The organism is Pedobacter sp. UYP30 (assembly GCF_040547165.1).
Taxonomy (GTDB): Bacteria; Bacteroidota; Bacteroidia; order Sphingobacteriales; family Sphingobacteriaceae; genus Pedobacter.
This window is the reverse complement of record NZ_JBEPPD010000005.1, coordinates 86,711-113,242: the sequence shown is the minus strand read 5'-3', so window position 1 is coordinate 113,242 and position 26,532 is coordinate 86,711. Positions and strand designations below refer to the sequence as shown.

Below are 26,532 nucleotides of genomic sequence, written 5' to 3'. Positions count from 1 at the left end.
TTAGTTTTTTACACGTTCAATAAAAATATCATTCATACTCGGCACTATTTCTTGTAACCTGTTTATGCTAACCTTGTCTATCATTACCTCGAGTAAGTTATTTGCGGTGTAATTTTCGTGCAGTTGTAGTTTTACTCTCGTGCCAACGGGCAATGGCAACTCTTCCAATACGTCGAAAACAGCGTTGTTCTCGAAATGGAAACTTCCAGAATATTCTACAAAATAAGTATTGTTGCGGTACGTGGCCTTAATTTCATCCACATTTCCATCTAAAATCTTTTTAGCGTTATGGATCAATGCAATGTTGTCGCAAAGTTCTTCTACACTTTCCATTCTATGGGTAGAAAAAATAAAGGTGGTTCCTTGTTTGTTTAATTCTAGAATTTCGTTCTTAATCAACTCGGCATTTACAGGGTCGAAACCAGAAAAAGGCTCATCTAAAATTATAAGTTCGGGGTTATGCACTACGGTTGCCACAAATTGCACCTTTTGTTGCATGCCCTTGCTCAGGTCTTCCACCTTTTTGTGCCACCAATTGCCCATATCAAGTTTTCCAAACCAATATTTAATCCTTTTTGTCGCTTCCGCGGATGAAAGACCTTTCAATTTGGCCAGATAAAGCGCTTGTTCGCCAATTTCCATTTTTTTATAGAGTCCTCTTTCTTCTGGCAGATAGCCAATTTTGTTTATGTGGGCTGAGGTTAAGGGATCTCCGTTAAAAAAAACAGTGCCGCTATCTGGTGCAGTGATTTGTGTAATTACTCTAATAAGAGAAGTTTTGCCTGCTCCATTGGGGCCGAGCAGGCCGAAAATTTTGCCCGTTTCTACCTTTAAACTAACATCGTCTAAAGCGGTGTGATTGGCATACTTTTTTACAATGTTGTTTACTTCTAACATAAATTTTTCTCTGCTAAATGCTGATATTAATAAAGCCGAAACTTAAATCAACCTAAACTTTTATTCCCCTTAACATTTCTCTTTTTCCTGGCGCTCCCGCCAGTTTTTCAATGGTAAGTCCATTCCGTTTCAACGCTCTTTTTAGATTGCCAGTAATGGCATAAGTTACAAAAATACCGCCTGGTTTCAAAAAATTGCAGGCTTTGTCAATCAATTCGTCTGTCCACATTTCGGGTTGGTGCTGCACCGAAAAGGCATCATAATAAATTAGGTCATATTTATCTATGGTATTATAATCTTGCAGTTTGCCTGCAAAAATAGATAGGCTACAGTTTTGGCTGAGTTGCTGTTTATCAGTTAATGCTAAAGGATAGGCTTTGAGGAAAGCGTTCCAAATCTCGTTAGAAAAATACTGATCATATTCGGTCTTTTTAATGAGTTCTATGGGAAGGGGATAGGCCTCCAAACTCGTAAAATTTAGTTTTTTTTCAGCTGCTTCAGCGCTGGCCATGCTCAACAAAAAGTTTAAGCCCGTTCCAAAGCCTACTTCCAAAATAGAAATATCTTCTAATTTTTTCATTGCCAATGCTAAACCTGCTTCTATAAAAACATGTTTACTTTCTTGCAGCGCACCATGTTTGCTGTGGTAGTTTTCGCCAATAGAATCGTTAAAGATGGTGTTTGATCCGTCTGCCGTTTGGATAATGGTGTTCATTTAATCTGTTGTTTAATTTTTTCACAAGATACGTGTTGCTCTGCTAGCTGTTCAGCAAATCATGCTAATTTTTTATATTTGATTTAAAATACAAATACGATGAATATTGAAACACTAAGGGAGTTTTGTCTAAACATGCCCGGTACAACCGAAGATGTAAAATGGGGCAACTTATGTTTTATGGTAGAAGATAAGATTTTTATCATGATAAACTTAGAGGAAGGAAGCCGGTTTTCGATAAAATGTGATGTGGAAGATTTTGACGGATTAACGGAGCATCCTGCAATCAATCAGGCTTATCATCTCGCGAAACGGCACTGGGTCCAGGTAGAGCATTTTGAGGAGTTTGATGACAGAAGAATAAAACAGTTAATTTTGCAATCTAGGCAATTGGTTCTGGCAAAACTTTCGAAAAAAGTGCAAGAGAAATACGCGGGCTTATAAGAAGCGTTTTTGTTAAACGATAGTTTTATAAAATTACTGATTTTGGAGTAATTAGTCTTTCCTGTATGGGCCTAGAAATTTGTCTCCGTTAAAGTGTACTAAGTGATCAGGGTTGTCTGCTATCCAAACTTCCGTTTCCCAAGCTATTTCCGTCATAAATTGTCTAAATTTTGAACGATTTAAAAATGCAGTAACATATACAATGTCAGCTAGACAATTTTTAGTAAGCTGTTGAAGTTGCAACAGTCGGATTTCATTTATAGGACCGGAAGAATGAACTGCTTCAATTAGGTATAGCCAATTTTTTTTCTTTGAGTATGCAATAACGTCTGGTAATTCTTCGTGTGAAATTTCAAAGAAATTTAATTTTTCTAATTCTTCTTTTTCGAGATACAAATATTTATCAGCAGTGTCGCCAACATACAAAACATTTGCTCCAAATCCATAACGGGGAAGGAAGTCTTCAATAATGGCTTTTTGTAAATCATTATGCTCTCCAGCCGAAAATGTGAGTTGACCGCCAACTGGTAATGTAACTTTAACTTTAGAAATTTGTCGTTCTCTTTTTAGTTTTACATTTAGTGGTTCAATATTTTTTAATCGGTCAGCTACGGATTTTTCCCAGTTCTTTTCCCCAAACTGTCTTATCAATTCTGCGTAGGTTGGGTTTATTGAGTAACCACGAGTTGAATCATTTGTAGCCGAATTTGGACTTGATTGTAGAACCACCTCCGCAATAGTTAATAGCTTCAAATCTTTTCTTCTAATGTCATCATAAGAACCAGGGCTAATATTTTCGCTAAAATATTTGTTTACGAAATTGATAATTTCTCTTGTTTTTAGAGCATACCCACTATTTAAATCTTTTGCAGAAACAAAGTCCCTCAAATTTTTAATATCTCCACTTGCCAAAAAAGAAATAGCCATTTTTTCTAATCTACGAGCCGTGTTGTCTAAAGGAATACCGAATTTATCGAGAATATATAAGGCCGTGTTTATGAGCTCTTGAACTTTTTTTGTTTTTTCTCTAAAAGTTTTTGAATTATCTGGGTTGATATATTGTTTCATTCTCGAAAAATCTAAGTTGTTCAAATTCAGCTATCGGATAGCTCTCGACAGCTGTTCCCATAATATGGTTTTTTATGTTTTTTGCTAAATGGAAAGCAAAATTCGGTGCGACTGCATTTCCAATTTGCGTATATTGATGTGTTTCAGTTCCTTGGAATTCATACCAATCTGGAAAACTCTGTAGTCGTGCCGCTTCACGAACCGTAATTCTCCTTCTCCTTCCATCATTAAGCCTTACTCTGTGCATATCTCCAGTAGCTCCGGCTAAATTTCTACAGGTAAGTGTTCTTGCAGGTCGGTCTAAATACAAATCTCTTGGATTAACGCATTTTGAAGCCTTCTCGTAGTTCGCGACATACCTGTCCATTGATTCTGTGAAGAATTTTGAATTTTCATCAAACTCAAACGCAAATTCCCCTAAAGCTTCGCCTGCTGAAACGACTTTACGAATTGGATTGGGTAATTTTATTTTTTGTTTTGAACCAATCACAATGACACGTTCTCTATTTTGCGGAACTTCATAATTTACGGCATTCAATAAACCATAGTCAATATGGTAATCTAAACTTTCAAGTTCTCCAATAACTTCCCTCAAGTACCATTTATTTTTATACAACATACCACGAACATTCTCAAATAGAAATACTTCGGGGTTGAGTTGTTTTACTGCCGATAAAAAAATCGGGAAGCCATCTCTTGAATCTTCTAATCCAAGTTGCTTTCCACCTACACTGAAGGGTTGACAAGGCGGTCCTCCAATAACGATGTCCGCTTTTGGATAGCTTGATTCAGGTGTTAGTTTGCCTGTTACGCATTTACCTAAAAGATTTTTGTTATAAGTTTTCGATGCATTTTCGTTCATTTCATAGCCAATAGTTTTGAATCCGTTCGCTTCAAAACCAAGAGACAAACCTCCGCAACCAGCAAAAAGGTCAACCACCGTCTTATCTAAATCGGTATCCACCCAAGGTTTAAGTTTATTATTTATCTCTTTCCAATATTCCATAGGGTAAATTTACTAACTTTTATTTTAGCTGTAAGTTTCGATAGTTATGTTTTTTAACTATCGGCTGAGCGCTTTTAATTAGAAACATCATTCCGCATCTCTACTTGCCAGCTCTTTTTTTATCTTGCTTAACGTACTGAAATTTATAATTAAAATGGGCAGCAAAGCAATTGGCAGTACGCTTAACGCAGTAAAGCCTTTCTTAATGGTGTTGTACGTATTTAAGCAAAATAAAAGAAGTAATACACCAGCAAAAATATAAGTTACAGATTTTATAGATTGCTGATATTTTAGCAACTCTTCGTGGCTCATTTGGCTAAGTTTGTCAGTTGGCATTTTCTTTGTTTTTTGTAAGCTCTTCATGTTTGGCAATATTAAACTTGTACATCGCTTCTACATCTACCAATTTCCTTGTGCATTCATCAATTGGTTTTCTGTCTTTAGCCCAAAGATATGGACGAAAGCTGTAAACCTTGTTTCCGTCTAGTTTAGAGATAAATTCGCTCCAAGTCGCCCATCGAAGGTCTTTGTAGAACTTTGAAAGGTTTGAGTTGAAGCAAAACAGCAAGAATTCTCCATAACCAGTACCAAGTGGCTCCCAGTTTAAACTGTTGGGAGCGAGGTAATAGAGGTTTTTTAGGTCTTTGCCAAGTGCGCCATAATTTATGGCAAAAAAGCCGCCAACAGCATCGTCTGCAACAAGTAGAAACCCAGGCTCATCTCCAAAAGTTTTTAAAGTCTTACCTTTATTCCAGCCAGGAACGGTACGAGTTAGCCGCTCATTTCCAGAACCCAGAATGCGTACCCAGCCACTGTCTATTAAAATACCGCCAGTATTAAATACTACGCCGCCTAAGGTAGAATAGGTGCTTATTTGCAGTTGGTAGAGCGCTGCTTTTGCTTCTAAAGAATCTACCGGTAAAACCTGAACTTTGTTTTTAGCAGTAGTAATCCAACGCTGTACAATAGACCATGCAGGATCCTTTGTGTCGACCAAACTATCTAGCCCGAGCATTTTATGCTGGCTAAAGGCACCTGTAGACAAGCTTATTAAGCAAAGTGTAAACAAAAGTTTTGGCATCAAATATCGAACTTTAAAAAAAGAGACGATCGAGAAGCGGGTTTTTAGAGTTTTCATGAACCTGTACAAAGACAAAATTAAGTACACAATCTACAAATAAAAACTAAAAACCCGCATTTCAAAAAAAATCAGCTCAGTTTTACCACATCCTTATGCGGTCTTCTGGCTTTTTATACAACTTGTCGCCGGGCTTTACATCAAAAGCCTTATACCAAGCATCCATGTTTACCGGTGCACCAATGGTGCGATAAGGGCCTGGCGAATGTGGATCGGTTTTGATCATTTGTGCTGCGATTTCTGGTAAAATGTTGCCGCGCCAAACCTGTGCCCAAGCCAAAAAGAAACGTTGGTCTGGTGTAAAACCATCAATTTTTGTCGTGCTTTGCCCTTCTTTGGTTAGCTTAAACGCAGTATATGCTGCGTTAAGCCCTCCTAAATCGCCTATGTTTTCTCCCATGGTTAATTTACCCTGCACATGGATGGTATCTAAAACGGTATAGGCATCAAATTGCTCGCCTATTGCTTTAGTTTTTTCTTCGAATTTTTTTCTGTCTCCTGGAGTCCACCAGTTTTTCAAGTTGCCTTTTGCATCATATTGGCTTCCGGTGTCGTCAAATCCATGACTCATTTCATGACCAATTACAGCGCCAATACCGCCATAGTTTACCGCATCATCGGCATTTGGATCAAAGAATGGGAATTGCAAAATGCCAGCTGGAAAAACAATTTCATTTAGAGTAGGACTGTAATAGGCATTAACCGTAGGTGGCGTCATGCCGAAAAGTGTGCGGTCTACAGGTTTACCCAGTTTGCTTACCATATCATTATACTGCCAAACACTCGCATTTTTGATGTTCTGGAAATACGTATTTTTATTGATGGTTAACCCTTTGTAATCTTTCCATTTGTTTGGATAGCCTACTTTTGGCGTAAAAGCATCCAGTTTGGCTAGCGCTTTTTGCTTGGTTTCTTCACTCATCCAATCTAAACCTTTAATTCTAATGGCAAATGCTTTTCTAAGGTTTACAATCATCTGGTTCATCCGCTCTTTAGCTTCTGGCTTAAAGTATTTGGCAACATAAAGTTGACCAAGCAGTTCGCCAATAGTGCGGTCAGTTTGCGAAGACATTCGTTGCCAACGCGGCGTTTCTATTTTTTGGCCAGTTTGCGCTTGTGTAAAAGTGAAATTGGCGTTAACAAATGGGGAACTTAAAAGTGGGGCAGCATTTTTCAGCACATTCCAACTCAGGTATATTTTCCAGTCTTTAACCGGCACAACATTTAACAAGCTGTCCATACTCGAAAAAAATTTAGGCGTAGAAACCAATACAGTATCTTGCCCGTTGATGTTAAATTGATGCAGATAGCTTTCCCATTTAATGGTTGGCGTTCTTTTGTCAAAGTCTGCTACAGTATATTTATTGTAGGTTTTATAAGGGTCGCGCCTTTCTAGGCGGCTCATCTGGGCAGCTGCAAAATCGGTCTCGATTTTGAGTACAGTTGCAGCTTTTTCCTCAGCAGTTTTCTGGTTACTTCCAGTAAGTTTAAACAGCGTTACCATATAAGTGTTGTACGCTTCTCTAATTTTTTTGCTGCGTGCGTCGTCTTTCAAATAGTAATCTCTATCGGGCAAAGTGGTGCCGCCTTGTCCAAGATTTACCATATTCTTGTTTGCATTTTTTCGGTCTTGGCCAACACTCAAGCTAAAAATACCACTACCAACTCCATCAGTGCGCATATACGCCAGTTGATTTAGAACTCCTTGTAAACTTTTTATTTGATTAATTTTTGCTAAATCGGCTTTGATGGGTGTGTACCCGAGTTTCTCGATGGTTAAACTGTCCATGCCCGCGTTGTAAAAATCGCCAACCCTCCGCTTTAAAGATCCGGCTGGTGTATTTTTTTCTGCTGCTGCTTCAGTTAGTAGTGTTTTTACTGCATTAATGTTAAAATCTCTAAGCTCATTAAAGCTTCCCCATCTAGTTTCTTTTGCCGGTACCGGATTGTTTTTTATCCAATTACCGCTGGCATATTCATAAAAATCATCGCCCGGCTTTACGCTCAGGTCCATGTTGTTTCTGTCAATAAATTTTCTGTTTATCTGCGCACTTGCCGCCGCACAAATAAAAATGATGCCTGCAACTGCTAGGAAGCGTTTTAAATTGTTAAATATCATGTTCGCATTTTAAGTTAGTTTTACTAGCGAAATTTAACAATTTAACGGAACTAATAAGTCAATACAATCTTAAATGTTACTTATTAAACCAATAATAGAGTTTAGAAAGGCCAAGCCTTCTTAGCATCTCTGCTGGGGAAAATAAAGATTTGATAGTTTTCATATCTGTTTTATACCTTTTAGTAACATTAACATTTTTTAACACTTTTTATTGTGCTAATAAGTTTTTGGTTGCTATTTTATATGGTGATTTTGACTTAAAAAAGATAAATATTTTTGGCTTAACTGATAGGTAACTTCGGTAGATGTTCTGTCGAGTTTGTGGATAAATGCAATAAAAAAGCGATCAAATTTGTTTTAACACATTTGATCGCTTTTTATCTTTTTTTGTTCGTTATTATTGTGGAGTGGTTGGCCTAACCTCAATTTTACTTGGTAGTGTACGTGGGTTCATCTTTAGCAAATCTGAAACCATTTGCCCAATATCCTCCGGCTGGATTTTCCAAGCATCGCTAGCTGCATTAGGCTCATGGTCATTAAAGTACGTTGCTACGCTTCCCGGCATAATAGTACTTACCTTAACTCCAAATTTCCTTAAATCTAGCATAATGGATTGTGTAAAACCAGTAAGGCCAAATTTGCTAGCGTTATAGGCAGATCCTTTCTCGAAGAAATTGGTTCCAGCCAAACTAGAAATGGTAATAATATAGCCTTTTGATTTTTTTATTTCCTCTACGGCAGCTTTTACGCTGTAAAATACGCCAGTTAAATTGGTGTCTATAGTGTCTTTCCAAATGTCGACATCCATATCTAAGATAGAGGAAAAATAACCTACACCTGCATTTGCAACTAGCACGTCTATTTGTCCCCATTTTTTTAACACTTTGGCTACGGCATCTTTTTGAGATTGAAAGTCTTTCACATCTGCCGCTAAGGCAAGCACATTTTCGCCGTCGTTTAATTCTTTTGCCGCGCTGTCTGCACTTTCTTGGCTTCTACTAGTTATCGCAACCTTAAATCCATCTTTTAACAATGCTTCGGCAATGCCGAAACCAATTCCTTTACTTCCTCCGGTAATGAGGGCAACTTTATTGTTCATAATCTTTTTTTTTGGATAACAATTGATTCGCGTTTTTGTGTTTTGTAAATGCTTCTATAAAATTAATTACTTAACTGGTTTTAAATGTTATGATTTAAAACCAGCCTTGATTGACAGGTTGTGCTTTTTGATTTTTAAATCGAACACACGTTTTACGTACCTTTGCCGCATGGCTAAAGTTGCTAAACATCGAACCAAAAAAAAGTCACTGTTGCAAAGAATAATAGGTGTTGTTACTAAGATTTTCGTCTATTTTTTGTTGGTGTCCGTTATTTGGGTTTTTGCACTAATGTTTATCAATCCTCCCATTACGTTATTGATGGTTTTGCGAAATATTGAAAGAAAATCGCAAGGAAAACCTTTTAAGTTAGAAAAGCATTGGGTAAAGGTCGGCGATATTTCTGATAACATGAAGCGCGCTGCAGTTTCTGCGGAGGACCAATTGTTTTTAAAACACAATGGTTTCGATGTTAAGGCGCTGGAAAGAGCTTATGAAAATAATGCAAAGGGAAAGAAAATTAAAGGAGGGAGCACCATTTCCCAACAAACTGCAAAAAACGTTTTCTTGTGGCCCGGCAGATCGTATATTAGAAAAGGTTTCGAAGCTTATTTTACGGTTTTGATAGAGCTTTTTTGGAGCAAAGAAAGAATTTTGGAGGTTTATTTAAATGTGATAGAAATGGGCGACGGCATTTATGGCGCAGAAGCTGCTTCGCAGGCCTATTATCACAAAAGTTGTGCTGATTTAACTAAGAATCAGGCGGCTTTGATTGCTGCCTGTTTCCCAAATCCAATTCGGTGGTCGCCAAACAATGCAACACCGTATATCCGCCACAGGCAATATTTAATATTGAGAAATATGAGGAGATTGGGGCCGTTGGGTTTTTAAGGGAAAGTGTTACGAGTTACGGGTTGAGTGTTAGGGGGCTTACCTTTGCTACCTAGCATTTTTGCGCAATATTGATAGATCATGCTTTTGCCAGGTAACCCGAAACTCGTAACCCGTCGGCCTAATCGTGGTCTTTGTTCCATTTTACCTTCACTTTTCCATCTTCATCAATTGCTTTTAAGTGTAGTACAATTCCCCGCATCCTATTTTCTTTTTTTTCTCCTTTTGATAAACCCTTGTCTTTTTTTGGATTTCTAAGTGGCACATCCATCTGAATATTGGTGCCAGAAGTATACCCATAAATGCCCTTCAGATTAACGTTGAGAACACTCGAGTTTATTTGCATCGGCTTTATTTCTACCGTGTTTCCTTTCAATAAAAATGTTCCATCCAAATTCTTCAACTCAATATTAGATAGATTTCGACCGGGAAAAGCAAACTGCGCTACATCTGCAATGGGCGCAAAATCTACCAAGGCTGCGTTGGTTAAGTTGAATACCACACTACCATAAATAGATTTTGGCAAGATTTTTCCGCTGTGCGAAATTTTGCCAGTTATGTTGGCCAATGCAGAAAGATATCCTTTCAGGTTTTTATTGGTAATTGTCTTCTGCCCAAAATTATCAAAAGAATAAAAGAAATCTTTAACATTTACATGGCTAATGGTAGAGTTTAACTTAAAATCATTATACGTCGAGTTTTGAATCAAGTTCCCTTTTACGGCCAATTTTCCACCCGCATGGTTTACGGTAATTCTATTAAAATAGATGCCCAAACCTCTCAGTGCTATGTCGGCATCTAGGTTTGTTGCTGCAAAGTGCTGGTAAATAGCTTTGTCTACTTTAAGGTGTAAATCCATTTGAGACACTTCCAATACGTTGCTTAACTGTTTAGAAACGGAGTTTTTCGATTTCCCCTTGCTAGCCGACTTACGGGCAGTTCTTGGCCCTAAAAGCGGTAAAAATTCATTCAAATACAACTGCGGACTATTAATGTTTAGCTTAACCAATATCTTGTCTGGGTCATTATAGTACAATTTAAGGAAGTTGTCTATCGTGCAATTTAAATTAAGCACGCTCTTTCCAAGTTGCAGTCTACCGTTTGTAATACTTAAGTTATTCTGATTGAAATTTAGGTTGAGGGCACTATTTACGAGGTGTAATTTTCTTGGGACGTAAGTGATATCGGCATTGCTGATATTAATTTTTCCAGAAACTACCGGCTTTGTAAATTTCAAGCTATCTATGTCTGCACGGCAATATAAAAAAAGGTCTGCATCGCCGTTTTTAAATTCAAAATCGTTTGTTCCTAAAGAATTGTTAAGATTTGTTAATGGAAATTTAGAAGTAACCAAACCGGTTGCAATAGGTTTAGTTAAATTTGTTACCAAAAAAGTATCAATTTTAAGAGGTGCGTTAAAATAATTCGCTCGGAAAGCCAATAATTTTATTACCGAATTTTCATCGCCAATAATGCCAGCTGTTGTATCTTTATTGGTGAAATACCCATCAAAATTACAATCAGTTACCTTACCAGACGGGAAAGTTAAAATATTGTTTCTAACCGTTATGGCAACCTTTATAAGCGGGTCTCTGTATTTCCCAGATCCATCATCTACTATATCACCTTTCACGGCAATCGGTTTTTTTATATCAAATTTTAAAAGTTTTTTAGTAATGTTTGGAGAAAGTAAATTCGCTAGATGCTTAAAGAGTACTTGGTCTGCGGTAATATTAATTGCGAAGGAAGGAGTTTTTTCAGCAACACTTATTTTTGCGCCAATTTTAAAATCATCACCACCAATTGTTAAAACTTTTGGCTCTACAGTTAATAATCCTTTTGCCTTACTATAATTGAAAACGATATTCCCTTTTACATCCTTGCCTTGAACAAAGCTGCCTTTTTTAGTGTTAAAAGCCAAAGAATTTATTTTTGTATCAATTTTTAAAGTACCATTCACGCCAGTATCCGGATAGTTTAATTTGCCCTGAAGCTTGTTTACGGCAAAATTAAAAAGTTTATGGTGTTGCTGGTTTTCTATGACGAAGTTTACGTTGTTAAAATCTATATGTTTTATTTCTGGCGATTTAGAGTTTGAGGTGCTGGCATTTACTGGTTTTTTTTTGAAAACATTTGTATTACTGTAGCCATTGCTATCGGTGTAAAGGTAAATTTTAGCATTGTTTAGGGTAATTTTGTTGATTGTTACTTTGCCTCTAATCAAAGAAAAGAGGCCTAATGAAACGCCAATATCTCCTGCATTTATTACGTCATGGTGGTGTTGCTCAATTAAACTGTCACTCAAAACCACTTGTTTAAGAGAAAGAGAGATGCTTGGAAAGTCATCTAGCAAAGTGGGTGTCATACTTGCTACGGTAATTTTTCCGCTAAGAGATTGATTTGCTTTGGCAATTACAGATTTTAGGATAGACGCTTTATTGGCACTAATATAAAATGCGCCGCCAACCCAAATCAAAATAATTAAACCAACAAAAACAGAAATAATAACTAGAGAAACCTTCAGCCAGCGCGCCATTTTTAAACAAATTATACGAAGCAAGATAATACTTTTCTCGCAGTTTTATTTTGATAAAAAAAAATAATTTTAAAGGTGTGGGATTAAGCCAAGGGCATAACCATGTTAAAGACTTTTGTGTGCCAACTGTTTCTAAATGGAACTTTCCAGCTGTTATTTAATTCTTTTAGCGTTTGCACCAAATTGTTAAACACAATAGTTTCGGCGTTTACTTTGCCCTGGTTTATCAAATCTTCAAACTCGCTTCTACCTACCAAAGCTACTTGGTCTCCGTCTAAATAGGCAATGTTTAGTCTATTAAAAAGGTCTACCTTCAACTCTTTTTCAATTTCCTTTATCAGCCTTACCGAGCTGTCTATAGAACATCCGGTAACGTTTGCCTGTGTTTCGTCAACAATAAGCACAATAAAAAAGCCATGCATAATTTCTGCCGATGCAAGCAGTTCACTTCCGTGGGCCTGCCATTGCTTGGTAAAAACAGCTAGTTTCTCTGCTATTACTTTTTCTTCTGATAGCGTGAATTGTCTGTCGCTTTGATAAATCCAAACGCGAGATTGTGGAGAAAAACTCATGTACAAATTTAACATTTTATTTATGTTAGTACTACCGAAAATTCTTTACATGAAAAAGATTACAAAAGCCTTAATAATTGCTGTTTTTGCAATGATGGCTTCGCTTTTTTGTGCTTTTTCCAATCCAATGCTCTTAGAAGAATACCTTAATTATCTTCAGAAAACACTTGTAGACCATTACGATGGTAGCCAAGAAAAAAATCTGATTAAACGTTACGAACTAAATGTTACCAACACTGGTTTTTGCAGGTATCGACGTTTTTATAACTCGGGTAAAACAGAATATTTTTCTTTTAAGCTCTCAAAGTTCAAAGATATAGACTACCTCGGAACAACTAAACAGGGGAAACTTATATTGCGTACCGTGGGCGATGACGTAATTCTGCAAACCTACAACGATAAGGCCGGCGATATCGATAGCATGGCAAGTTCGGTTATTATCCCGATGAAAGACATGGAGGTAGACGATTTGAATAAAATTAAAAGTACCATCATAAAAATTAACACCGAGTTGAACTAGGCTTTCGTACAGGGTGGGTTCGTTAAAGGTGAGGTCTTTAGGTTATTATACATATCAATTTATCCCTATCATATTTAAATATTGGATCATTTGGGCGCTTTAATCCCGAATCAAAATCGGGACAGGCTCGCCATCCACTATATTTTTCGGGCAGAAAAAGCCCAAAAAGATGCCGTTTCTGTCGTTAGCGCAGATTTAACTGGTGCAAAATTTATTTCGCACTGCGTATTCTAGGTCTTAAAATAGTTAAACTTTCGGGAAAGCTCGATAGCAATTTTCGGCCTTTTTTTAGGTATTACCGAAAAGTTTATTAGAAAAGAATCAAGCACCTCAACGAAAAAAAAATATGCTTAACTAATAATTAATACAGGAATCGCAACCTTATGCCGAACCGCATCAACGGTTGTGCCAAGCACAATGTCTTTTAAACCCTTATGGCCGTGGGCACCTAGGATGAGGAAATCTATTCCTTTTTCATTAATTATTTTGGCAATCTCATACGCCGGGCTTCCAAAGCCAATTTCGGTAGTTGCCTGGTAACCCAAATCTATTAGGGTTTGGGCATATTTTGTTAAATTCTCTTGATCTAACTGCGTTTCGTAATCGCGTGTATTGGTCTTTAAATAACGTGCTGCGGCACTTTCTACCACATGTATAAATGTATAGTGGGCATCTTTTCCGCCTTGTTTTAAGGCATTTTGAATAATCTTTTGTTCGTTTCCAGAAAAATCGATCGCAATGCCAATGTGGTGGTACTGCACATCTGTTTCTAATGACAATGCAGTGGCAGCGCCATGTGGCACTTGCTTCCTAATCGAGTCAGCTTTTGTAAAAAATGGGTGAAAAAATACGTACGCAAGCAATAGCAAACAAGCAAGCGCGACAGGAATAACTATTGCATAAACCCAAACTTTTGCATCGCCTGCTTCTCCCGCCCATTCCTGTATTTGTTGAACAACCAATTGGATGTTTAAATAAACGATGATTGCAGCACTTAACCAAGCCAAAACTTTTACCCAGGTTTTTATGGCAAATTCCTTCATTTTCAATTTATCAGAAGTAAAATGAATAAGTGGGATAACTGCGAAACCCAGCTGTAAACTTAGCACTACTTGGCTTAATACCAATAATTTACCCAACGCATCTGGTCCGAAATATAAAATGGTAAACAAAGCCGGGATGATGGCCAGTAACCTCGTAATCAATCGTCTTAACCAAGGTTGGATACGTAAATTTAAGTGTCCTTCCATTACAATTTGCCCAGCAAGGGTTCCAGTAATGGTAGAGCTCTGTCCGGCTGCTATTAAAGCAATAGCAAAGAATGTTGGGGCCGATTTGCCAAACATTTTGTTAAGCATAGCAGAAGCGTCTTGAATTTCGGCAATGTTATAATGTCCATTTACATAAAATGCTGCGGCTGCTAAAATAAGAATGGCTGCGTTTACAAAGAAGGCCAAGTTGAGGGCAATTACGGTATCGAAAAAGTTAAATTTTATGGCCTTTTTCATGCCTAAAAAAGTTTTATCGAACTTTCGAGTTTGTACCAAAGAAGAGTGTAGGTATAGATTGTGTGGCATTACGGTCGCGCCGATAATCCCGATGGAAATATATAAGGCATCTCCACTGAGTTTGCTAGGAATAAACCCTTTAAAAACATCGTTATATACAGGTTGTACGATGAACATTTCTACCACAAAGGAAATGCCGATGATGGCAACTAAACAGATAATAAATGTTTCCATTCGCCGCATGCCCTTTTTTAGTAAAAACAATAAAAGCAAGGTATCTAAAGCAGTTACAGAAATTCCCCAAATAAGTGGCAATCCAAAAAGTAGATTTAGTCCGATGGCCATGCCAACAATCTCAGCAAGATCGCAGGCGGCAATGGCTATTTCTGCCAAAATATACAGCGGAATGTTTGCCCATTTTGGGTAGGCATTTTTAGAAGCTTGGGCAAGATCTAGCCCTCTAACAATTCCTAAACGAGCGCTTAAGGTTTGTAGCAAAACCGCAATCAGGTTGCTCATTAGCAAAACCCAAATGAGTTTATACCCAAACTGTGATCCACCGGCAATATCTGTTGCCCAATTGCCCGGATCCATATACCCAACACTAACCAAATAGGCGGGGCCTAAGAAAGCAAGTAACCCGCGCCAGCCTGGCTTCTTGGTGACAACCGAGGAGTGTACTTCGCTTAAAGACGCTGACGGGAAATCTTTCATGGTACGCAATGCAAATTATATGAAGCGGTTATATTTCACAAATATACAAAGTTAGATTAGTCTAAGAAATATTTTTTGATTATTATATAAATCCTATAGTTTTAGCAAAAGTAAATGTTTGATTAGGGTTTTTAAATTGCGCGAGTAGGTTGATGAAGCCAATTTCTATTGTTGGCTAGTTTTATTAAGGCACGGCGAATTGAAACCTACAGCTATTATTTCGGCCGATGCGCTGCATCTTTGATGTTTCGTTCGACGTTAACACCTGAATTGTAGCATCTGTTGTTTTTATTTTTCTGTAGGTTGAAACCCGCAGCTATTATTTCGGCCGATGCGCTGCATCTTAAATGTTTCGTTCGACGTTAACATCTGAATTGTAGCATCTGTTATTTTTATTTTGCTGTAGGTTGAAACCTAAAGCTATTATTTCGGCCGATGCGCTGGGTTCTTAATGTTTTGTTTGACGTCACATCTTAAATGTAGCGTCTGTTGCTTTTATTTTGCTGTAGGTTGAAACCCACAGCTATTATTTCGGCCGATGCGCTGCATCTTTGATGTTTCGTTCGGCATTAACACCTGGAATGTAGCGGCTGTTATTTTTATTTTGCTGTAGGTTGAAACCCACAGCTATTATTTCGGCCGATGCGCTGCATCTACAATAGAAATGTTTCAAAATTTCTCTCCGGTTGAACACCTCGGAAGGAATTTAAACTTTAGTTTTTAGAAAATGACATGCTTTTCATGGATGCTAAAAACACGCTTTACCTCTAACCAACTAACCAACTAACCCGCTAACCAACTAACCAACTAACCAACTAACCTCTAACCAAATAACCCTCAACTTCTCACAATCCATTCGCTATAGCTGTAATCTCTGCAATATCTAACACCTTTACCTCTTGCTCCTTCTCTTTCATTTTTACGCCGTCGCTAAGCATTGTCATGCAAAAAGGACAACCCGCCGCTATAATAGTAGATTTTGTCCCTATGGCTTCCTCTATACGTTCTATGTTGATGTCTTTATTGCCTTTTTCGGGTTCTTTAAACATTTGTGCACCACCAGCGCCGCAACAAAGGCCATTGCTTTTGCAACGTTTCATCTCTACGAGGTCTGCATCTAAAGCTTCGAGCGCTTTTCTAGGCGCTTCATAAACGCCGTTTCCGCGTCCTAAATAACAAGGGTCGTGGTAGGTTATTTTTTTGCCTTTAAAACTTTCGCCATTTTCTGCCTTTAACTTGCCAGCTTCGATTAAATCTTGAATAAGTTGGGTATGGTGAATGACTTCATAAGTGCCGCCCAAACCTGGATATTCGTTTTTTATGGTGTTAAAACAATGCGGACAACCAGTTACTATTTTTTTTATGCTGTAACCATTTAGTACTTCAATATTGCCCATAGCCTGCATTTGGAACAAAAATTCGTTTCCCGCACGCTTAGCCGGGTCGCCGGTACAGCTTTCTTCAGTGCCTAAAACGGCATATTTTATACCCACAAAGTGGAGGATTTTACAAATATCGCGGGTAACTTTTTGAGCGCGCTCATCGTAACTTCCGGCGCAGCCCACCCAGAATAGTATTTCTGGCTCTTCTCCTTTTGCCGTTAACTCGGCCATGGTAGGTACTTTGAATTGCATATCTTTTTGTTTAGTCGTTTTTAAATTTGTTTAGAGGTTAGAAGGTTAGGGGTTAGTTGGTAAGTTGCTATCCTTTGTTTCGCTCAACGTCTACTTCAACCTCAATCTTCCGCTTGTCGTTATTTGTTAAGTTGTTTAGTCGTTTGTCGTTAAGGCGTTTGTCGTTAAGTCGTTATTCGTCTCACATCTCACTTCTCACGGTTTGCAACCTCAATTTCTTATCCTTCCCTGCGTTTCTAAACCCGATTGCAGCGGCAGCCTGCGAAGCATGAGCAGCTATAGCAGAAAGCGGGGCAAAACTTTAAAAATTGCTTGGTGCTTGCTTTACCAAAAAAAATGGTTTAGTCGTTTATCCCCAAACTCCAAAGGGGCTTTGAATAACATATTGACTTTTTTGCAGCCTTTTTTTTCCCATTTACTCGTTTTCGTTACCGTCATCTCTCACATCTCACATCTCACATCTCACATCTCACATCTCAATTCTCACATCTCGCCATCTGCCCAATTAAACCGATCTGCTGGAGGATATTTCCAAGGCGCTTGGTTATTTTCTATGTTGCCAAGCATAGCATTAATTGGTGCAGGTGCCTGTGATTCTTCCATAACGGCATATTGGCGCAGCTCCATAATAATTTGCAACGGATCTATATTTACCGGGCAAGCCTGTACGCAAGCGTTGCAAGTGGTGCAAGCCCAAATTTCTTCGCGGGTAATATAATCGTCTAACAACGATTTTCCATCGGTAAAATCTTTTCCGTTTTTATCTATGCCCTTGCCAATTTCGGTAATCCTATCGCGCGTATCCATCATTATTTTGCGTGGCGATAAGAGTTTACCGGTAATGTTTGCCGGACAAACCGAAGTGCAACGTCCACACTCGGTGCAGGTATAGGCATTCATTAGATTTATGCGAGATAGATCGGTTGCATCTTTAGCGCCAAATTTACTTACAGGCAATTCTAAAGGCGTATAAGTTGGATCTAACATGGCTTTTACCTCATTGGTTACCGAAGGCATATTTTCAAATTGTCCTTTTGGGTTTAAGTTTGACCGATAGGTATTTGGGAATGCAAAAAGGATGTGGAAATGTTTGGAATAGGGTAGGTAGTTTAGAAAAGCAAAAATACCAACGATGTGAAACCACCAACAACTGCGTTCTATCGCAATTAATGTTGTCTCGCTGCTTGGTAATAAATTTATTAGATGGCTGCTTACCGGGAACGAACCTGCTTGTACATAATGAGACAAGCCCATGGTTTGCAACTTGGCATCAGAGCCGTTCATCAACAAGAAAGCCGACATTAATAAAATTTCTATAATGAGGATATAATTGGCATCAGATTTTGGCCAAGTGGTCATTTCCGTACCAAAAAAGCGTTTTATTTTTAGCACGTTTCTGCGGATAAGGAAAATAACGCAGGAGACGAGAACCAAAATTGCTAATATTTCGAAAGCACCAATAAGTACGTTGTAAGTAACTCCAATGCCGCTAAAAATTCTGTGCGTGCCCAAAAGTCCGTCGATTACAATTTCTAAAACTTCTATGTTAATGATAACGAAGCCTGCGTAAACGAAGAAATGTAGGATGGCAGGAATGGGCCGCACAATCATTTTAGATTGCCCGAATGCTACGCGAAGCATGGTTGTCCATCTTTTGGCAGGCTGATCGCTGCGGTTTGTTGGTATGCCAAGGTTGATGTTTCTCAAAATTTTCCGCAAATTTAGGCTGAAAAGCACAATGGCAACCAAGGCAACAATTAAAAAAATGAGTTGAGCTAACATGTTCGTTTGGTTGTTTTAGGCTAAATTAAGGTATTTAATTGTGAAAAAAATCTACTCTTGCATAAAAAGACGCTAAAACTAGAATATTTTTAGCTCGCTGGCTTTATGTGATTACAGATTTAGCCTAGCCCAAAAAAGTAAGCGATTGATAATCAGCGAGCACGGTGATTTTTGTTAAAAAAGTTCGTAGTTTTAAAAAAGAACGCTACATTTGCAACCACAAAACGGTTGGTGCCTTAGCTCAGTCGGTAGAGCAAAGGACTGAAAATCCTTGTGTCGCTGGTTCGATTCCAGCAGGCACCACAATTGTAGCCCTTTAGAGATAATCTAGAGGGCTTTTTTTTGGTTAAAGATTTCGATGGAATACTTTATTTTGGTGATAATTTATTGAACTTCCGCTGTTTCCTTAGTCTCACTATAAACACAAAATTAAATTAGGATATTTTGTACTATACCCACTATAATTGCATTTATAATTTCGTAGTTTACAGTGTGTTTTGTGAATAGTTCGAGGATCTAACATAAATTAAAAAAATGGGCGACTGTTTTTTGCAGTGAAATTACAGTCATCGTTTCGGTAACTTCCAAATATTATTTTTACACCACCAACCCATAAGTTGTATTTTTTCCTCCTTCTCCATTTCTTTCCAAAACCCCTTTTGCTAGCAGATCTTGAATATCTCGCAGCGCCGTATCAGAAGATACCTTGTTTATTTTTGCCCATTTGCTGGAGGTTAGGTTTCCAAAGAAGTCGTCTAAAAGTAAATGAATGGTTTCTTGCTGGCGCTCATTAAAAGTGGTTTCCCGGTGAGTTTCCCAGAATTTGTTTCTAGCATTGACACTTTCAAGGGTCTGTTCACTATCGTCCATTGCAGAAAACAAACAATCTAGAAACCAACGAAGCCAAGATGTAATGTCTAAGCTGCCTTTTTGTGTATAGGCGAGCATATCGTAATAAGAAGATTTTTCTTTTAATATTCGGGCAGACATGCTATAAAACCGTTTTCTCGAACCGTCTGCACGCGCTAAAAGCATATCAGTAAGCGCCCGAGTAATGCGTCCGTTGCCGTCATCAAAAGGGTGTATGATTACAAACCATAAATGCGCTATTCCTGCTTTAAGTACCGGGTCGGTTTCTGCCGGTGCGTTAAACCAATTTATAAAGGTCCCCATTTCTTCTGCGACACCCTCTGATTTTGGTGCTTCGAAATGTACCGTTTCTTTTCCCATTGCGCCAGAGAACACTTGCATAGGCCCAGCTTCTGGCGTCCGCCACGCGCCGACTGTTATTTTTTGCAATGCACTTCTTCCTGTTGGAAACAATGCCGCATGCCAGCTAAACAATCGCTCTTGAGATAGCTTTTCGGTATAATTTTGAGTTGCATCTAACATCATTTCCACAACTCCGTCAACATCCCGTTCTGATGGGATTGTACCTGCTATTTCAATCCCAAGCCGTCGGGCTATCGATGACCTTACCTGTTGATCGTTTAACTTCTCGCCTTCTATCTCGCTCGATTTAGTGACATCTAAAGTTAGCGTATCAACTAAAGCGGTTTCCTGCGTAGTAAATCCCGCTTGACTCATTAAACCCAAAATAGTGCCTTGGCGATGCCGAACTTCACCAAGTTTAGTAAGCAATGCATCGGTGTCCCAGATAAAATTTGGCCAGTTTGCTAATTGATGGATGTACATTACAGAAACATTTAGAACGAATGTAAGTGTATTTTATTTAAAATAAGAACATTCGCTGCATAATACGCGGTGAAAATCGCCATATTCGCCGCAAAAATTATTACTCGCCGCGATATGTGCGACGAACTTATGTCAATTATACAAAATACGCGCAAGGAATTAATAGGGCTAAATTTTATGCAAATCGGTGCTCTGTCGCTGTGGCTCAATTTGCAATTTTATCACACAACAACAGAGACTGCACCATTAATTATGATGCAGTCTCTGTTGTTATTCTGAGTGTTAATTAAAATCCTTTTTGCTCCAGCGTTGCTAACCTAGAAATCATTTCTAAACAAGCACCTTGATGCAGGATGTCAAAATTAGTTTGCGTAGTTCCGCCTCTTAGGTCTTCGTTTATTAAACCAGTGGTTTTATTGCGGGCATTAGAAAGCCAAGCGTTAGCCATTGTTTTTTGGTAGGCTCTAACATAAGTTTTGTCGCCATCAATCTTATAAAGTTCTATAAATCCTCTAAACATTACTGCTTGAAACCAAACACTACCTGGTTCTAAGATTTTGAAGGACTCTCCGGTTGCATAAGAATGGAAGGGAATAAACCATTTTTTGTAGGCCGATTTGGCGATATTCTGAGCATCGGTTAAATACTGGTTTTCGCCAGTTATTTTGTACAACAAGGCAGCGGCTTGCATAGGCTGTCCAGAATTATAAGTGTATTTTTGCTTGGCGATAAGTAAAGGTGAGTTAGGGTCATTCTCATCAGACAAAGTCACATTATCCCAATAAAGATAATCTGAGGGGTCTTGAAGATGTGTCTTTACCCATGCATATAACTCTTTTGCACTTTTTAAGTACGCAGGATCATTGGTTGCCAAATACAGCTTAGCTGCCAACACAGCCGCGGGAGCATTAGAGACTGTGTTTTTTGAGTTCCCGTATTCTTTCCAATAAACGCCGCCTCCCATCTTATCATCTGTACCTTCTAAAATGAAGCGCCAAACCATTTTAGACCGATTAAGGTATTCCTGGTTTTTTGTTAGATTATACAAATCAACCATATCTAGTCCAACCCAAAGGTTGTCATCATAGTATCGTTCGTCTCCGCTACCGGGATAAACAGCGTAAGCTTCAGCCCTGTTGTTGGCGGTGTTCCTAAATTTATCAATACCTGTAAGTAGCCTTGCATCGTATAAATTAGCTACCTTATTTTTATAGGCAGGAAATGCTTCCGAAGCCTCTTTAAAAGCAGCATAGCCAGAAAAAGCACTTCCATGGCCCCAAATTACGGCTGCGCCATTCCAAAATCCATCCTTAAAAGGATAAGTCGAAGTCCAAATGTCTCGCTCTTTGCCATCAAGATATAGTTTTACAAGTGAGGTCATCATCGTATCTGCGCGCTTTAAAAAAACAGGCGTAAGATCTGGGGCACTAGCCGAATATGGAGTGGCCTCTACCTTACTTTCAACAGACTTTGCGCCAGCTTTATTAATAGCAAATACGCGAATTATATATTTACCAGCCGAAGGCACCAAAATAGAGGCCTTTTGATCAGTTCCTTTTGACGCATTTACAATGAGTGGATTAGGAGTTGTATTCACTCCTCCGGTAGTTGGCGAGAATGCGATGGAAACTTTAATCAGCGCATCATCATCTGGATTAGTCCAACTCACTTCCAATTCATTTTCTTCATCTGTTGGCATTGCAACCAATTTGGTAACGGGTGCTATCTCAGAGCCAACTGTATCTTCTGGTACTTTAACCTCAGTTTTTTTGCAGGATAAAACGATTAGACAGCAGACTAAACAAAGGGTAAGTATTTTTGATGTTATCTTCATTTCAATGATATATAGGTATGAAAAATTATAGGATAGTAATTCTAATTAGGACAGCCTTTGCTAACAAATACACTTTGCGGAGCTTTAACCGGGGTATAGTTTCCACCGAGCTTCGCATTCGCGATAATTAGATTGGTTTCATATTTACCTCCATTGCTGTCTTGAATGTAGTCTGTTTCCGCTCCTGCGGTAAAATTCCAACGACTAAGCAATCCAGTATTCGTCTCTGCCGTTAATGCACACATATTGTCTTTAATCTGTTGTGCTGTACGCGCAACCGTCCACACCCTAGCTTCGGATACAATGCCTTTCATTGCCCTGAAGTCTTGCCCGAAAGCTCGCCCAATTTCAAACCGATTACCGTCGCTACTTGATGCCAAGTTAATCGACGTATGTGTGTCTTCCTGTCTGGATACAATTAAAGCATCTTGAACGCCATTAATATACAGTTTGTATTTTTCGCTAATATCTTGTTTGCTGCAATCTACAACCAGCGCAATATTCATCCATTCATTCAACTTAAAGCTTTTTGTGCTTTCCAAGGTAATTTTATCGCCCAAACCAACAATCTGTAATGGATGGGTTGGTTGGAAATCGTCATTTTTACCTCTAATGATTAAATTCCCTTCTAACCCCATAAAAGTTTGCAGCCCACGGTAGCCATCAATTTTGCAGGTCATCTCAAAAGTGACTTGCTTTAATGATTTTATGGTTTGATCAACAATAGCGATATCATTGAAGTTGGCGTAACCAAAATATTGGTCGCTTAAATTCATTGCGAATGCTGCTCCTTCTACCTTAACATTAACCGTTGCTTTTTGTCCTTTTTTATCTTCGATAACTACGGACGTACTTCCGTTAACCTTACCTTTTATGGTAATTACATTTCCTTTAGCGTATGCTTTGGCAATGAATGAGTTTGCTACCGAAACTTTGTAATCGCCATTACCCGAAGTTACCGTGATGTCTTCACGCCCCTGCACGGCAGATAAGGTTACATCATTTTTAGAAAGTGCTAGTGTGGATGGCGCAGTAATGGTAAGCTTTACCATCGCCTCTTTTCCTTTCGCATCTGTTATTTTAACTTTTGCAATACCGGCCGCAATAGCCTTTATGGTAAGTTTAGCGTGCGATTCTAATTTAGTTGTATTAAGTTCTACAAACTGACTTGAGTTTTCCACCAGCTCGGTCTTGTAACCGCCGTTACCTGTATTTATATCTACAGTAAGTTCATTTTTTCCTGGTACGCCTACTTCTAAAGAAGCTTCTGTTTTGCTTAAAGTCATCTCAAATAGTTTTGAAATAACTACGTCGATACTTTGTCTTTTAAACATTTTGTCGGTTACCACAATTACTGCATTTGCCTTGTCTTCTTTGGAGGTGGCTTTAATGGTAATTACATTGTCGGTTATACTAGCAGTGGCAACCTTTACGTCAGATGATATAGCTGTATACTCGCCATTGCCTGTCGAAATGTTAACACTGACACTGTTGTTTGGCGTTAAAAATACCGCTGATTTATCTAGCGTCAGCTCGACGGTATTTAAAGCCACTTCTTTTTTGGCGCAGCTTTGCATGGCTAGCTGCAACCCAAAAAGGGAAATTAGGACTAAAAGGTAATTTTTTTTAAACATAATAAAGGGGACATTTGGTTAGAAAAAGACAAGACATTGCCAAAGAATTGATGGCGTAATTGGAGAGCGCTTTCATTGAATTTAGTATTTGGTTCCTGCCAAAATAGAAAATATTTTACAACAATCAAATAGTGGCCGCAAAAAGATGCTAAATCGATTAATCTATTAAAGTGTCGGTGGCTTTAATCTACCCAAGTTGTTGTTTGAAATGTGTACGCTAACATGATTGTTGTTTGGCTTAATTAACAGCAATTTTGTTTCCTCAGGCATTAAAAACAGTATTTTCTCTTTAGACTTGGGCACGTTCCAAACTTATGTGCTTCTTTGTGCCAAAAGAACATAGCGGAGATGTAAGACCCGGCTGGTTGTTTGCCGATTAAATTATCGTTCAATAAATAGTTGGATTTAAAATTTAGCTTGTTATATTTATCACATTATAGATAACAACAGGCCTAGCCAATTGATATGTTAATGGCTAACCAAAGGAATGAGGCTAGTTAAACATAAAAAAATCTTTCCAAATACATGAAAAATATTTTTAGACTACAGGTTAAAGGGCTTCGCCCATTGTTGATTTTATTTTCATACTCTGCCGCCGCGTTAGCGCAAAGCATTACCATACCCATAGAAACAAAAGACAATGCTTTAGTAATACAAGCCAACAGCGATAAAGATTTAAACGTGATATATTTCGGTAAGAAGCTGGCAGAAACCGATGAATACGACAAAGTATCTGACCTTTACAAACAGCGGAATGATAACAGCGGAGTTTTCAGATCGGTCTACACATCGTCTGGTTCTAGAAATTTGTTGGAGCCCGCCATTACGGTAACCCATGCAGATGGCGACAATTCGCTGGATTTAAAATATGTTGGCCATGCTGTTGAAAAGATAAGCGATAATGTAAGCCTGCTTAGCGTTGTTTTAAAAGATCCGGTGTATAAATTTGAGGTTACGCTCTTTTACAAAACTTATTTTAAGGAAAATGTTGTTGAACAATGGTCTGAAATTAAACATCAAGAAAAGGGAAATGTAGTGCTACATAAATTTGCATCTGCTAATTTATACCTCAAATCTGAGAGCTATTGGTTAACGCATTATCATGGCAATTGGGCGCGAGAAATGCAGCCCGAAGAAGCCAAACTTACGTATGGAATTAAAACACTCGATTCTAAACTTGGCACTAGGGCCAATTTGTATATGCCATCTGTTTTTATGGTATCCTTAAATAAACCTGCGACTGAAAATGAGGGGGATGTGCTTTTTGGTGCTTTAGAATACAGCGGTAACTTTAAGGTAGATTTAGAGCTTGATGCACAAAATGGTTTAAGGCTTATTGCAGGTATAAATAACTACGCTTCTGAATACACCTTAAAACCCAACAAAACATTTACCACGCCAAAATTTCTGTACACTTTCTCTAGCAAGGGCAAAGGCGAGGCAAGCCGAAATATGCAGCGCTGGGCAAGAGATTATAAACTGTTAGATGGAAATGGAGAAAGGCTAACGCTTTTAAACAATTGGGAATCTACCTTCTTCGATTTTAACGAAAATAAACTTTTCGGTTTATTAAAAGATACTAAGAACTTGGGCGTAGATCTTTTTCTACTGGATGATGGTTGGTTTGCCAATAAATATCCGCGCAATGGAGATAACGCTGGCTTGGGAGATTGGGAGCCAAATAAGAAAAAATTGCCAAACGGCGTTGCTTCGCTCGTAAAACAAGCAGGTGCCGAAGGCGTAAAATTTGGCATTTGGATTGAGCCAGAAATGGTAAATCCCAAAAGTGAGTTGTGTGAAAATCATCCCGACTGGGTGATAAAAGAACCAGCTCGTGCTGAGAAATATTTTAGAAATCAATTGGTGCTAGACCTGAGCAATCCAAAAGTACAGGATTTTGTATTCGGCGTGGTTGATCATCTATTTTCAGAAAACCCTAAATTGGCTTTTATAAAATGGGATTGTAACGCGGTAATTTATAACGCACACTCTGCATACCTCAAAAATCAATCGCATTTTTACATAGATTATATGCGTGGGCTTTACAATGTATTGGCAAAGGTTAGGGCAAAATATCCAAAAGTGCCGATGATGTTGTGTTCTGGCGGCGGCGGTAGGGTAGATTACGCAGCCCTGCAATATTTTACAGAGTTTTGGCCAAGTGACAATACCGATCCAATGGAGCGCATCTTCATCCAATGGGAATATTCTTATTTTTATCCCGCCATTACTTCTGCAAACCACGTTACAGACTGGGGCAAACAACCCATAAAATTTCGCACCGACGTAGCCATGATGGGTAAATTGGGTTTCGATCTTAACGTAAAAACCTTATCGCCGACTGATTTACAGTTTTGTAAAGCTGCTGTGCAAGCTTATAATGGGATTAAAGATGTTGTGTGGCACGGAGACCAGTTTCGATTGGCCAATCCAACAGAAGGTGATGTAGCTTCGCTGCTTTATTTGACGGAGGATAAAAGTACAGGCGTTATTTTCAATTACCTCGTCAACAACCGTTATGCCGCCGGTAGCCAATTCCCTATAAAATTGCAGGGGTTAAAAGCCAATAAAAAGTATAAGCTCAGCGAGATAAATCTATATCCTGGCACAAAATCAACCGTCGACGAAGAGAAAACATATACAGGAGAATTTTTGATGAATGTTGGTTTTAACCCAGATGTACGGGCTGGCCGGAATAGTGTGATTTTAAAATTGGAAGCGATGTAAA

The 26,532-nt window shown here is 38.5% G+C and carries 20 protein-coding genes and 1 tRNA gene; 5 read left to right on the top strand and 16 right to left on the bottom strand.

Annotation, left to right across the window (positions count from 1 at the left end; genetic code table 11):
- Together ABIB40_RS07840 and mnmC2 are read right to left on the bottom strand one after the other, a co-directional pair.
- A complete protein-coding gene (locus ABIB40_RS07840) occupies nucleotides 1-897 on the bottom strand; it encodes an ABC transporter ATP-binding protein (RefSeq protein ID WP_354357728.1) in 897 nt (298 codons plus the stop codon).
- A gap of 52 nt (nucleotides 898-949) precedes the next feature.
- Nucleotides 950-1,612, bottom strand: coding sequence for a tRNA (5-methylaminomethyl-2-thiouridine)(34)-methyltransferase MnmC2 (gene mnmC2 / locus ABIB40_RS07835; RefSeq protein ID WP_354357726.1), 663 nt, complete (start codon nucleotides 1,610-1,612; stop codon nucleotides 950-952).
- Between the two features lie 99 nt (nucleotides 1,613-1,711).
- Here mnmC2 and ABIB40_RS07830 point away from each other — a divergent pair, with 99 nt between their 5' ends.
- On the top strand, nucleotides 1,712-2,056 hold the full coding sequence (locus tag ABIB40_RS07830; protein ID WP_354357724.1) for an MmcQ/YjbR family DNA-binding protein: 345 nt from the start codon (nucleotides 1,712-1,714) through the stop codon (nucleotides 2,054-2,056).
- Between the two features lie 51 nt (nucleotides 2,057-2,107).
- Here ABIB40_RS07830 and ABIB40_RS07825 read toward each other — a convergent pair whose 3' ends face one another.
- From ABIB40_RS07825 to ABIB40_RS07800, 6 genes are all read right to left on the bottom strand, one after another.
- On the bottom strand, nucleotides 2,108-3,124 hold the full coding sequence (locus ABIB40_RS07825; RefSeq protein WP_354357722.1) for a BsuBI/PstI family type II restriction endonuclease: 1,017 nt from the start codon (nucleotides 3,122-3,124) through the stop codon (nucleotides 2,108-2,110).
- The gene (locus ABIB40_RS07820; protein ID WP_354357720.1) at nucleotides 3,099-4,130 is read right to left on the bottom strand and encodes a DNA cytosine methyltransferase; all 1,032 of its coding nucleotides are present in this window, start codon (nucleotides 4,128-4,130) and stop codon (nucleotides 3,099-3,101) included. Before ABIB40_RS07820 ends, ABIB40_RS07825 begins: the two co-directional genes overlap by 26 nt.
- Nucleotides 4,131-4,217: 87 nt before the next feature.
- Nucleotides 4,218-4,466 carry a redox-active disulfide protein 2 gene (locus ABIB40_RS07815; RefSeq protein ID WP_354357718.1) on the bottom strand — a complete coding sequence of 83 codons (249 nt, stop codon included), beginning with the start codon at nucleotides 4,464-4,466 and terminating at the stop codon, nucleotides 4,218-4,220.
- Nucleotides 4,456-5,211 (bottom strand): DUF2625 domain-containing protein, encoded by a 756-nt coding sequence (locus tag ABIB40_RS07810; RefSeq protein ID WP_354357716.1) that lies wholly within the window; start codon nucleotides 5,209-5,211, stop codon nucleotides 4,456-4,458. The genes ABIB40_RS07815 and ABIB40_RS07810 overlap by 11 nt, the downstream gene beginning before the upstream one ends.
- 139 nt (nucleotides 5,212-5,350) lie before the next feature.
- Nucleotides 5,351-7,387, bottom strand: a complete 2,037-nt coding sequence (locus tag ABIB40_RS07805) for a M13 family metallopeptidase (RefSeq protein ID WP_354357714.1) — start codon at nucleotides 7,385-7,387, stop codon at nucleotides 5,351-5,353.
- 397 nt (nucleotides 7,388-7,784) lie between these two features.
- Nucleotides 7,785-8,486 (bottom strand): SDR family oxidoreductase, encoded by a 702-nt coding sequence (locus ABIB40_RS07800; protein ID WP_354357712.1) that lies wholly within the window; start codon nucleotides 8,484-8,486, stop codon nucleotides 7,785-7,787.
- 169 nt (nucleotides 8,487-8,655) lie between these two features.
- Between ABIB40_RS07800 and mtgA the strand changes: the two genes are divergently transcribed.
- Nucleotides 8,656-9,375, top strand: coding sequence for a monofunctional biosynthetic peptidoglycan transglycosylase (gene mtgA / locus ABIB40_RS07795; protein ID WP_354357710.1), 720 nt, complete (start codon nucleotides 8,656-8,658; stop codon nucleotides 9,373-9,375).
- A gap of 121 nt (nucleotides 9,376-9,496) precedes the next feature.
- On the opposite strand, the gene ABIB40_RS07790 is transcribed toward mtgA, so the two are convergent.
- Nucleotides 9,497-11,911 carry an AsmA family protein gene (locus tag ABIB40_RS07790; RefSeq protein ID WP_354357708.1) on the bottom strand — a complete coding sequence of 805 codons (2,415 nt, stop codon included), beginning with the start codon at nucleotides 11,909-11,911 and terminating at the stop codon, nucleotides 9,497-9,499.
- 83 nt (nucleotides 11,912-11,994) lie between these two features.
- On the bottom strand, nucleotides 11,995-12,498 hold the full coding sequence (locus tag ABIB40_RS07785; RefSeq protein ID WP_354357706.1) for an ABC transporter ATPase: 504 nt from the start codon (nucleotides 12,496-12,498) through the stop codon (nucleotides 11,995-11,997).
- A gap of 34 nt (nucleotides 12,499-12,532) precedes the next feature.
- Between ABIB40_RS07785 and ABIB40_RS07780 the strand changes: the two genes are divergently transcribed.
- Nucleotides 12,533-13,003 (top strand): hypothetical protein, encoded by a 471-nt coding sequence (locus ABIB40_RS07780; protein WP_354357705.1) that lies wholly within the window; start codon nucleotides 12,533-12,535, stop codon nucleotides 13,001-13,003.
- 350 nt (nucleotides 13,004-13,353) lie between these two features.
- On the opposite strand, the gene ABIB40_RS07775 is transcribed toward ABIB40_RS07780, so the two are convergent.
- The 3 genes from ABIB40_RS07775 to ABIB40_RS07765 all read right to left on the bottom strand — a co-directional run bounded on the left by ABIB40_RS07775 (nucleotide 13,354) and on the right by ABIB40_RS07765 (nucleotide 18,641).
- Complete coding sequence (locus ABIB40_RS07775; RefSeq protein ID WP_354357704.1) at nucleotides 13,354-15,225, bottom strand: Nramp family divalent metal transporter; 1,872 nt, start codon at nucleotides 15,223-15,225, stop codon at nucleotides 13,354-13,356.
- Nucleotides 15,226-16,070: 845 nt separating this feature from the next.
- Nucleotides 16,071-16,859: a (Fe-S)-binding protein gene (locus tag ABIB40_RS07770; RefSeq protein ID WP_354357703.1), complete on the bottom strand. Its 789-nt coding sequence runs from the start codon at nucleotides 16,857-16,859 to the stop codon at nucleotides 16,071-16,073.
- Nucleotides 16,860-17,342: 483 nt separating this feature from the next.
- Nucleotides 17,343-18,641 (bottom strand): 4Fe-4S dicluster domain-containing protein, encoded by a 1,299-nt coding sequence (locus ABIB40_RS07765; RefSeq protein WP_354357701.1) that lies wholly within the window; start codon nucleotides 18,639-18,641, stop codon nucleotides 17,343-17,345.
- Nucleotides 18,642-18,871: 230 nt separating this feature from the next.
- Between ABIB40_RS07765 and ABIB40_RS07760 the strand changes: the two genes are divergently transcribed.
- Nucleotides 18,872-18,944, top strand: a tRNA-Phe gene (locus tag ABIB40_RS07760).
- 294 nt (nucleotides 18,945-19,238) lie between these two features.
- On the opposite strand, the gene ABIB40_RS07755 is transcribed toward ABIB40_RS07760, so the two are convergent.
- From ABIB40_RS07755 to ABIB40_RS07745, 3 genes are all read right to left on the bottom strand, one after another.
- Entirely contained in the window at nucleotides 19,239-20,336 is a 1,098-nt protein-coding gene (locus ABIB40_RS07755) for a Fic family protein (protein ID WP_354357699.1), read from the bottom strand.
- A 286-nt stretch (nucleotides 20,337-20,622) separates the two neighbouring features.
- Nucleotides 20,623-22,170: a glycoside hydrolase family 76 protein gene (locus ABIB40_RS07750; RefSeq protein WP_354357697.1), complete on the bottom strand. Its 1,548-nt coding sequence runs from the start codon at nucleotides 22,168-22,170 to the stop codon at nucleotides 20,623-20,625.
- Between the two features lie 41 nt (nucleotides 22,171-22,211).
- Nucleotides 22,212-23,747 (bottom strand): LamG-like jellyroll fold domain-containing protein, encoded by a 1,536-nt coding sequence (locus tag ABIB40_RS07745; RefSeq protein ID WP_354357695.1) that lies wholly within the window; start codon nucleotides 23,745-23,747, stop codon nucleotides 22,212-22,214.
- 582 nt (nucleotides 23,748-24,329) lie between these two features.
- Here ABIB40_RS07745 and ABIB40_RS07740 point away from each other — a divergent pair.
- A complete protein-coding gene (locus ABIB40_RS07740) occupies nucleotides 24,330-26,531 on the top strand; it encodes an alpha-galactosidase (RefSeq protein ID WP_354357693.1) in 2,202 nt (733 codons plus the stop codon).
- Nucleotide 26,532 lies beyond the last annotated feature (1 nt).

Bases quoted from the DNA above. Each gene is read 5' to 3' on its own strand.
- ABIB40_RS07840 (WP_354357728.1), bottom strand. From the start codon at position 897: ATGTTAGAAGTAAACAACATTGTAAAAAAGTATGCCAATCACACCGCT.
- mnmC2 (WP_354357726.1), bottom strand. From the start codon at position 1,612: ATGAACACCATTATCCAAACGGCAGACGGATCAAACACCATCTTTAAC.
- ABIB40_RS07830 (WP_354357724.1), top strand. From the start codon at position 1,712: ATGAATATTGAAACACTAAGGGAGTTTTGTCTAAACATGCCCGGTACA.
- ABIB40_RS07825 (WP_354357722.1), bottom strand. From the start codon at position 3,124: ATGAAACAATATATCAACCCAGATAATTCAAAAACTTTTAGAGAAAAA.
- ABIB40_RS07820 (WP_354357720.1), bottom strand. From the start codon at position 4,130: ATGGAATATTGGAAAGAGATAAATAATAAACTTAAACCTTGGGTGGAT.
- ABIB40_RS07815 (WP_354357718.1), bottom strand. From the start codon at position 4,466: ATGCCAACTGACAAACTTAGCCAAATGAGCCACGAAGAGTTGCTAAAA.
- ABIB40_RS07810 (WP_354357716.1), bottom strand. From the start codon at position 5,211: ATGCCAAAACTTTTGTTTACACTTTGCTTAATAAGCTTGTCTACAGGT.
- ABIB40_RS07805 (WP_354357714.1), bottom strand. From the start codon at position 7,387: ATGATATTTAACAATTTAAAACGCTTCCTAGCAGTTGCAGGCATCATT.
- ABIB40_RS07800 (WP_354357712.1), bottom strand. From the start codon at position 8,486: ATGAACAATAAAGTTGCCCTCATTACCGGAGGAAGTAAAGGAATTGGT.
- mtgA (WP_354357710.1), top strand. From the start codon at position 8,656: ATGGCTAAAGTTGCTAAACATCGAACCAAAAAAAAGTCACTGTTGCAA.
- ABIB40_RS07790 (WP_354357708.1), bottom strand. From the start codon at position 11,911: ATGGCGCGCTGGCTGAAGGTTTCTCTAGTTATTATTTCTGTTTTTGTT.
- ABIB40_RS07785 (WP_354357706.1), bottom strand. From the start codon at position 12,498: ATGTTAAATTTGTACATGAGTTTTTCTCCACAATCTCGCGTTTGGATT.
- ABIB40_RS07780 (WP_354357705.1), top strand. From the start codon at position 12,533: ATGAAAAAGATTACAAAAGCCTTAATAATTGCTGTTTTTGCAATGATG.
- ABIB40_RS07775 (WP_354357704.1), bottom strand. From the start codon at position 15,225: ATGAAAGATTTCCCGTCAGCGTCTTTAAGCGAAGTACACTCCTCGGTT.
- ABIB40_RS07770 (WP_354357703.1), bottom strand. From the start codon at position 16,859: ATGCAATTCAAAGTACCTACCATGGCCGAGTTAACGGCAAAAGGAGAA.
- ABIB40_RS07765 (WP_354357701.1), bottom strand. From the start codon at position 18,641: ATGTTAGCTCAACTCATTTTTTTAATTGTTGCCTTGGTTGCCATTGTG.
- ABIB40_RS07755 (WP_354357699.1), bottom strand. From the start codon at position 20,336: ATGTACATCCATCAATTAGCAAACTGGCCAAATTTTATCTGGGACACC.
- ABIB40_RS07750 (WP_354357697.1), bottom strand. From the start codon at position 22,170: ATGAAGATAACATCAAAAATACTTACCCTTTGTTTAGTCTGCTGTCTA.
- ABIB40_RS07745 (WP_354357695.1), bottom strand. From the start codon at position 23,747: ATGCAAAGCTGCGCCAAAAAAGAAGTGGCTTTAAATACCGTCGAGCTG.
- ABIB40_RS07740 (WP_354357693.1), top strand. From the start codon at position 24,330: ATGAAAAATATTTTTAGACTACAGGTTAAAGGGCTTCGCCCATTGTTG.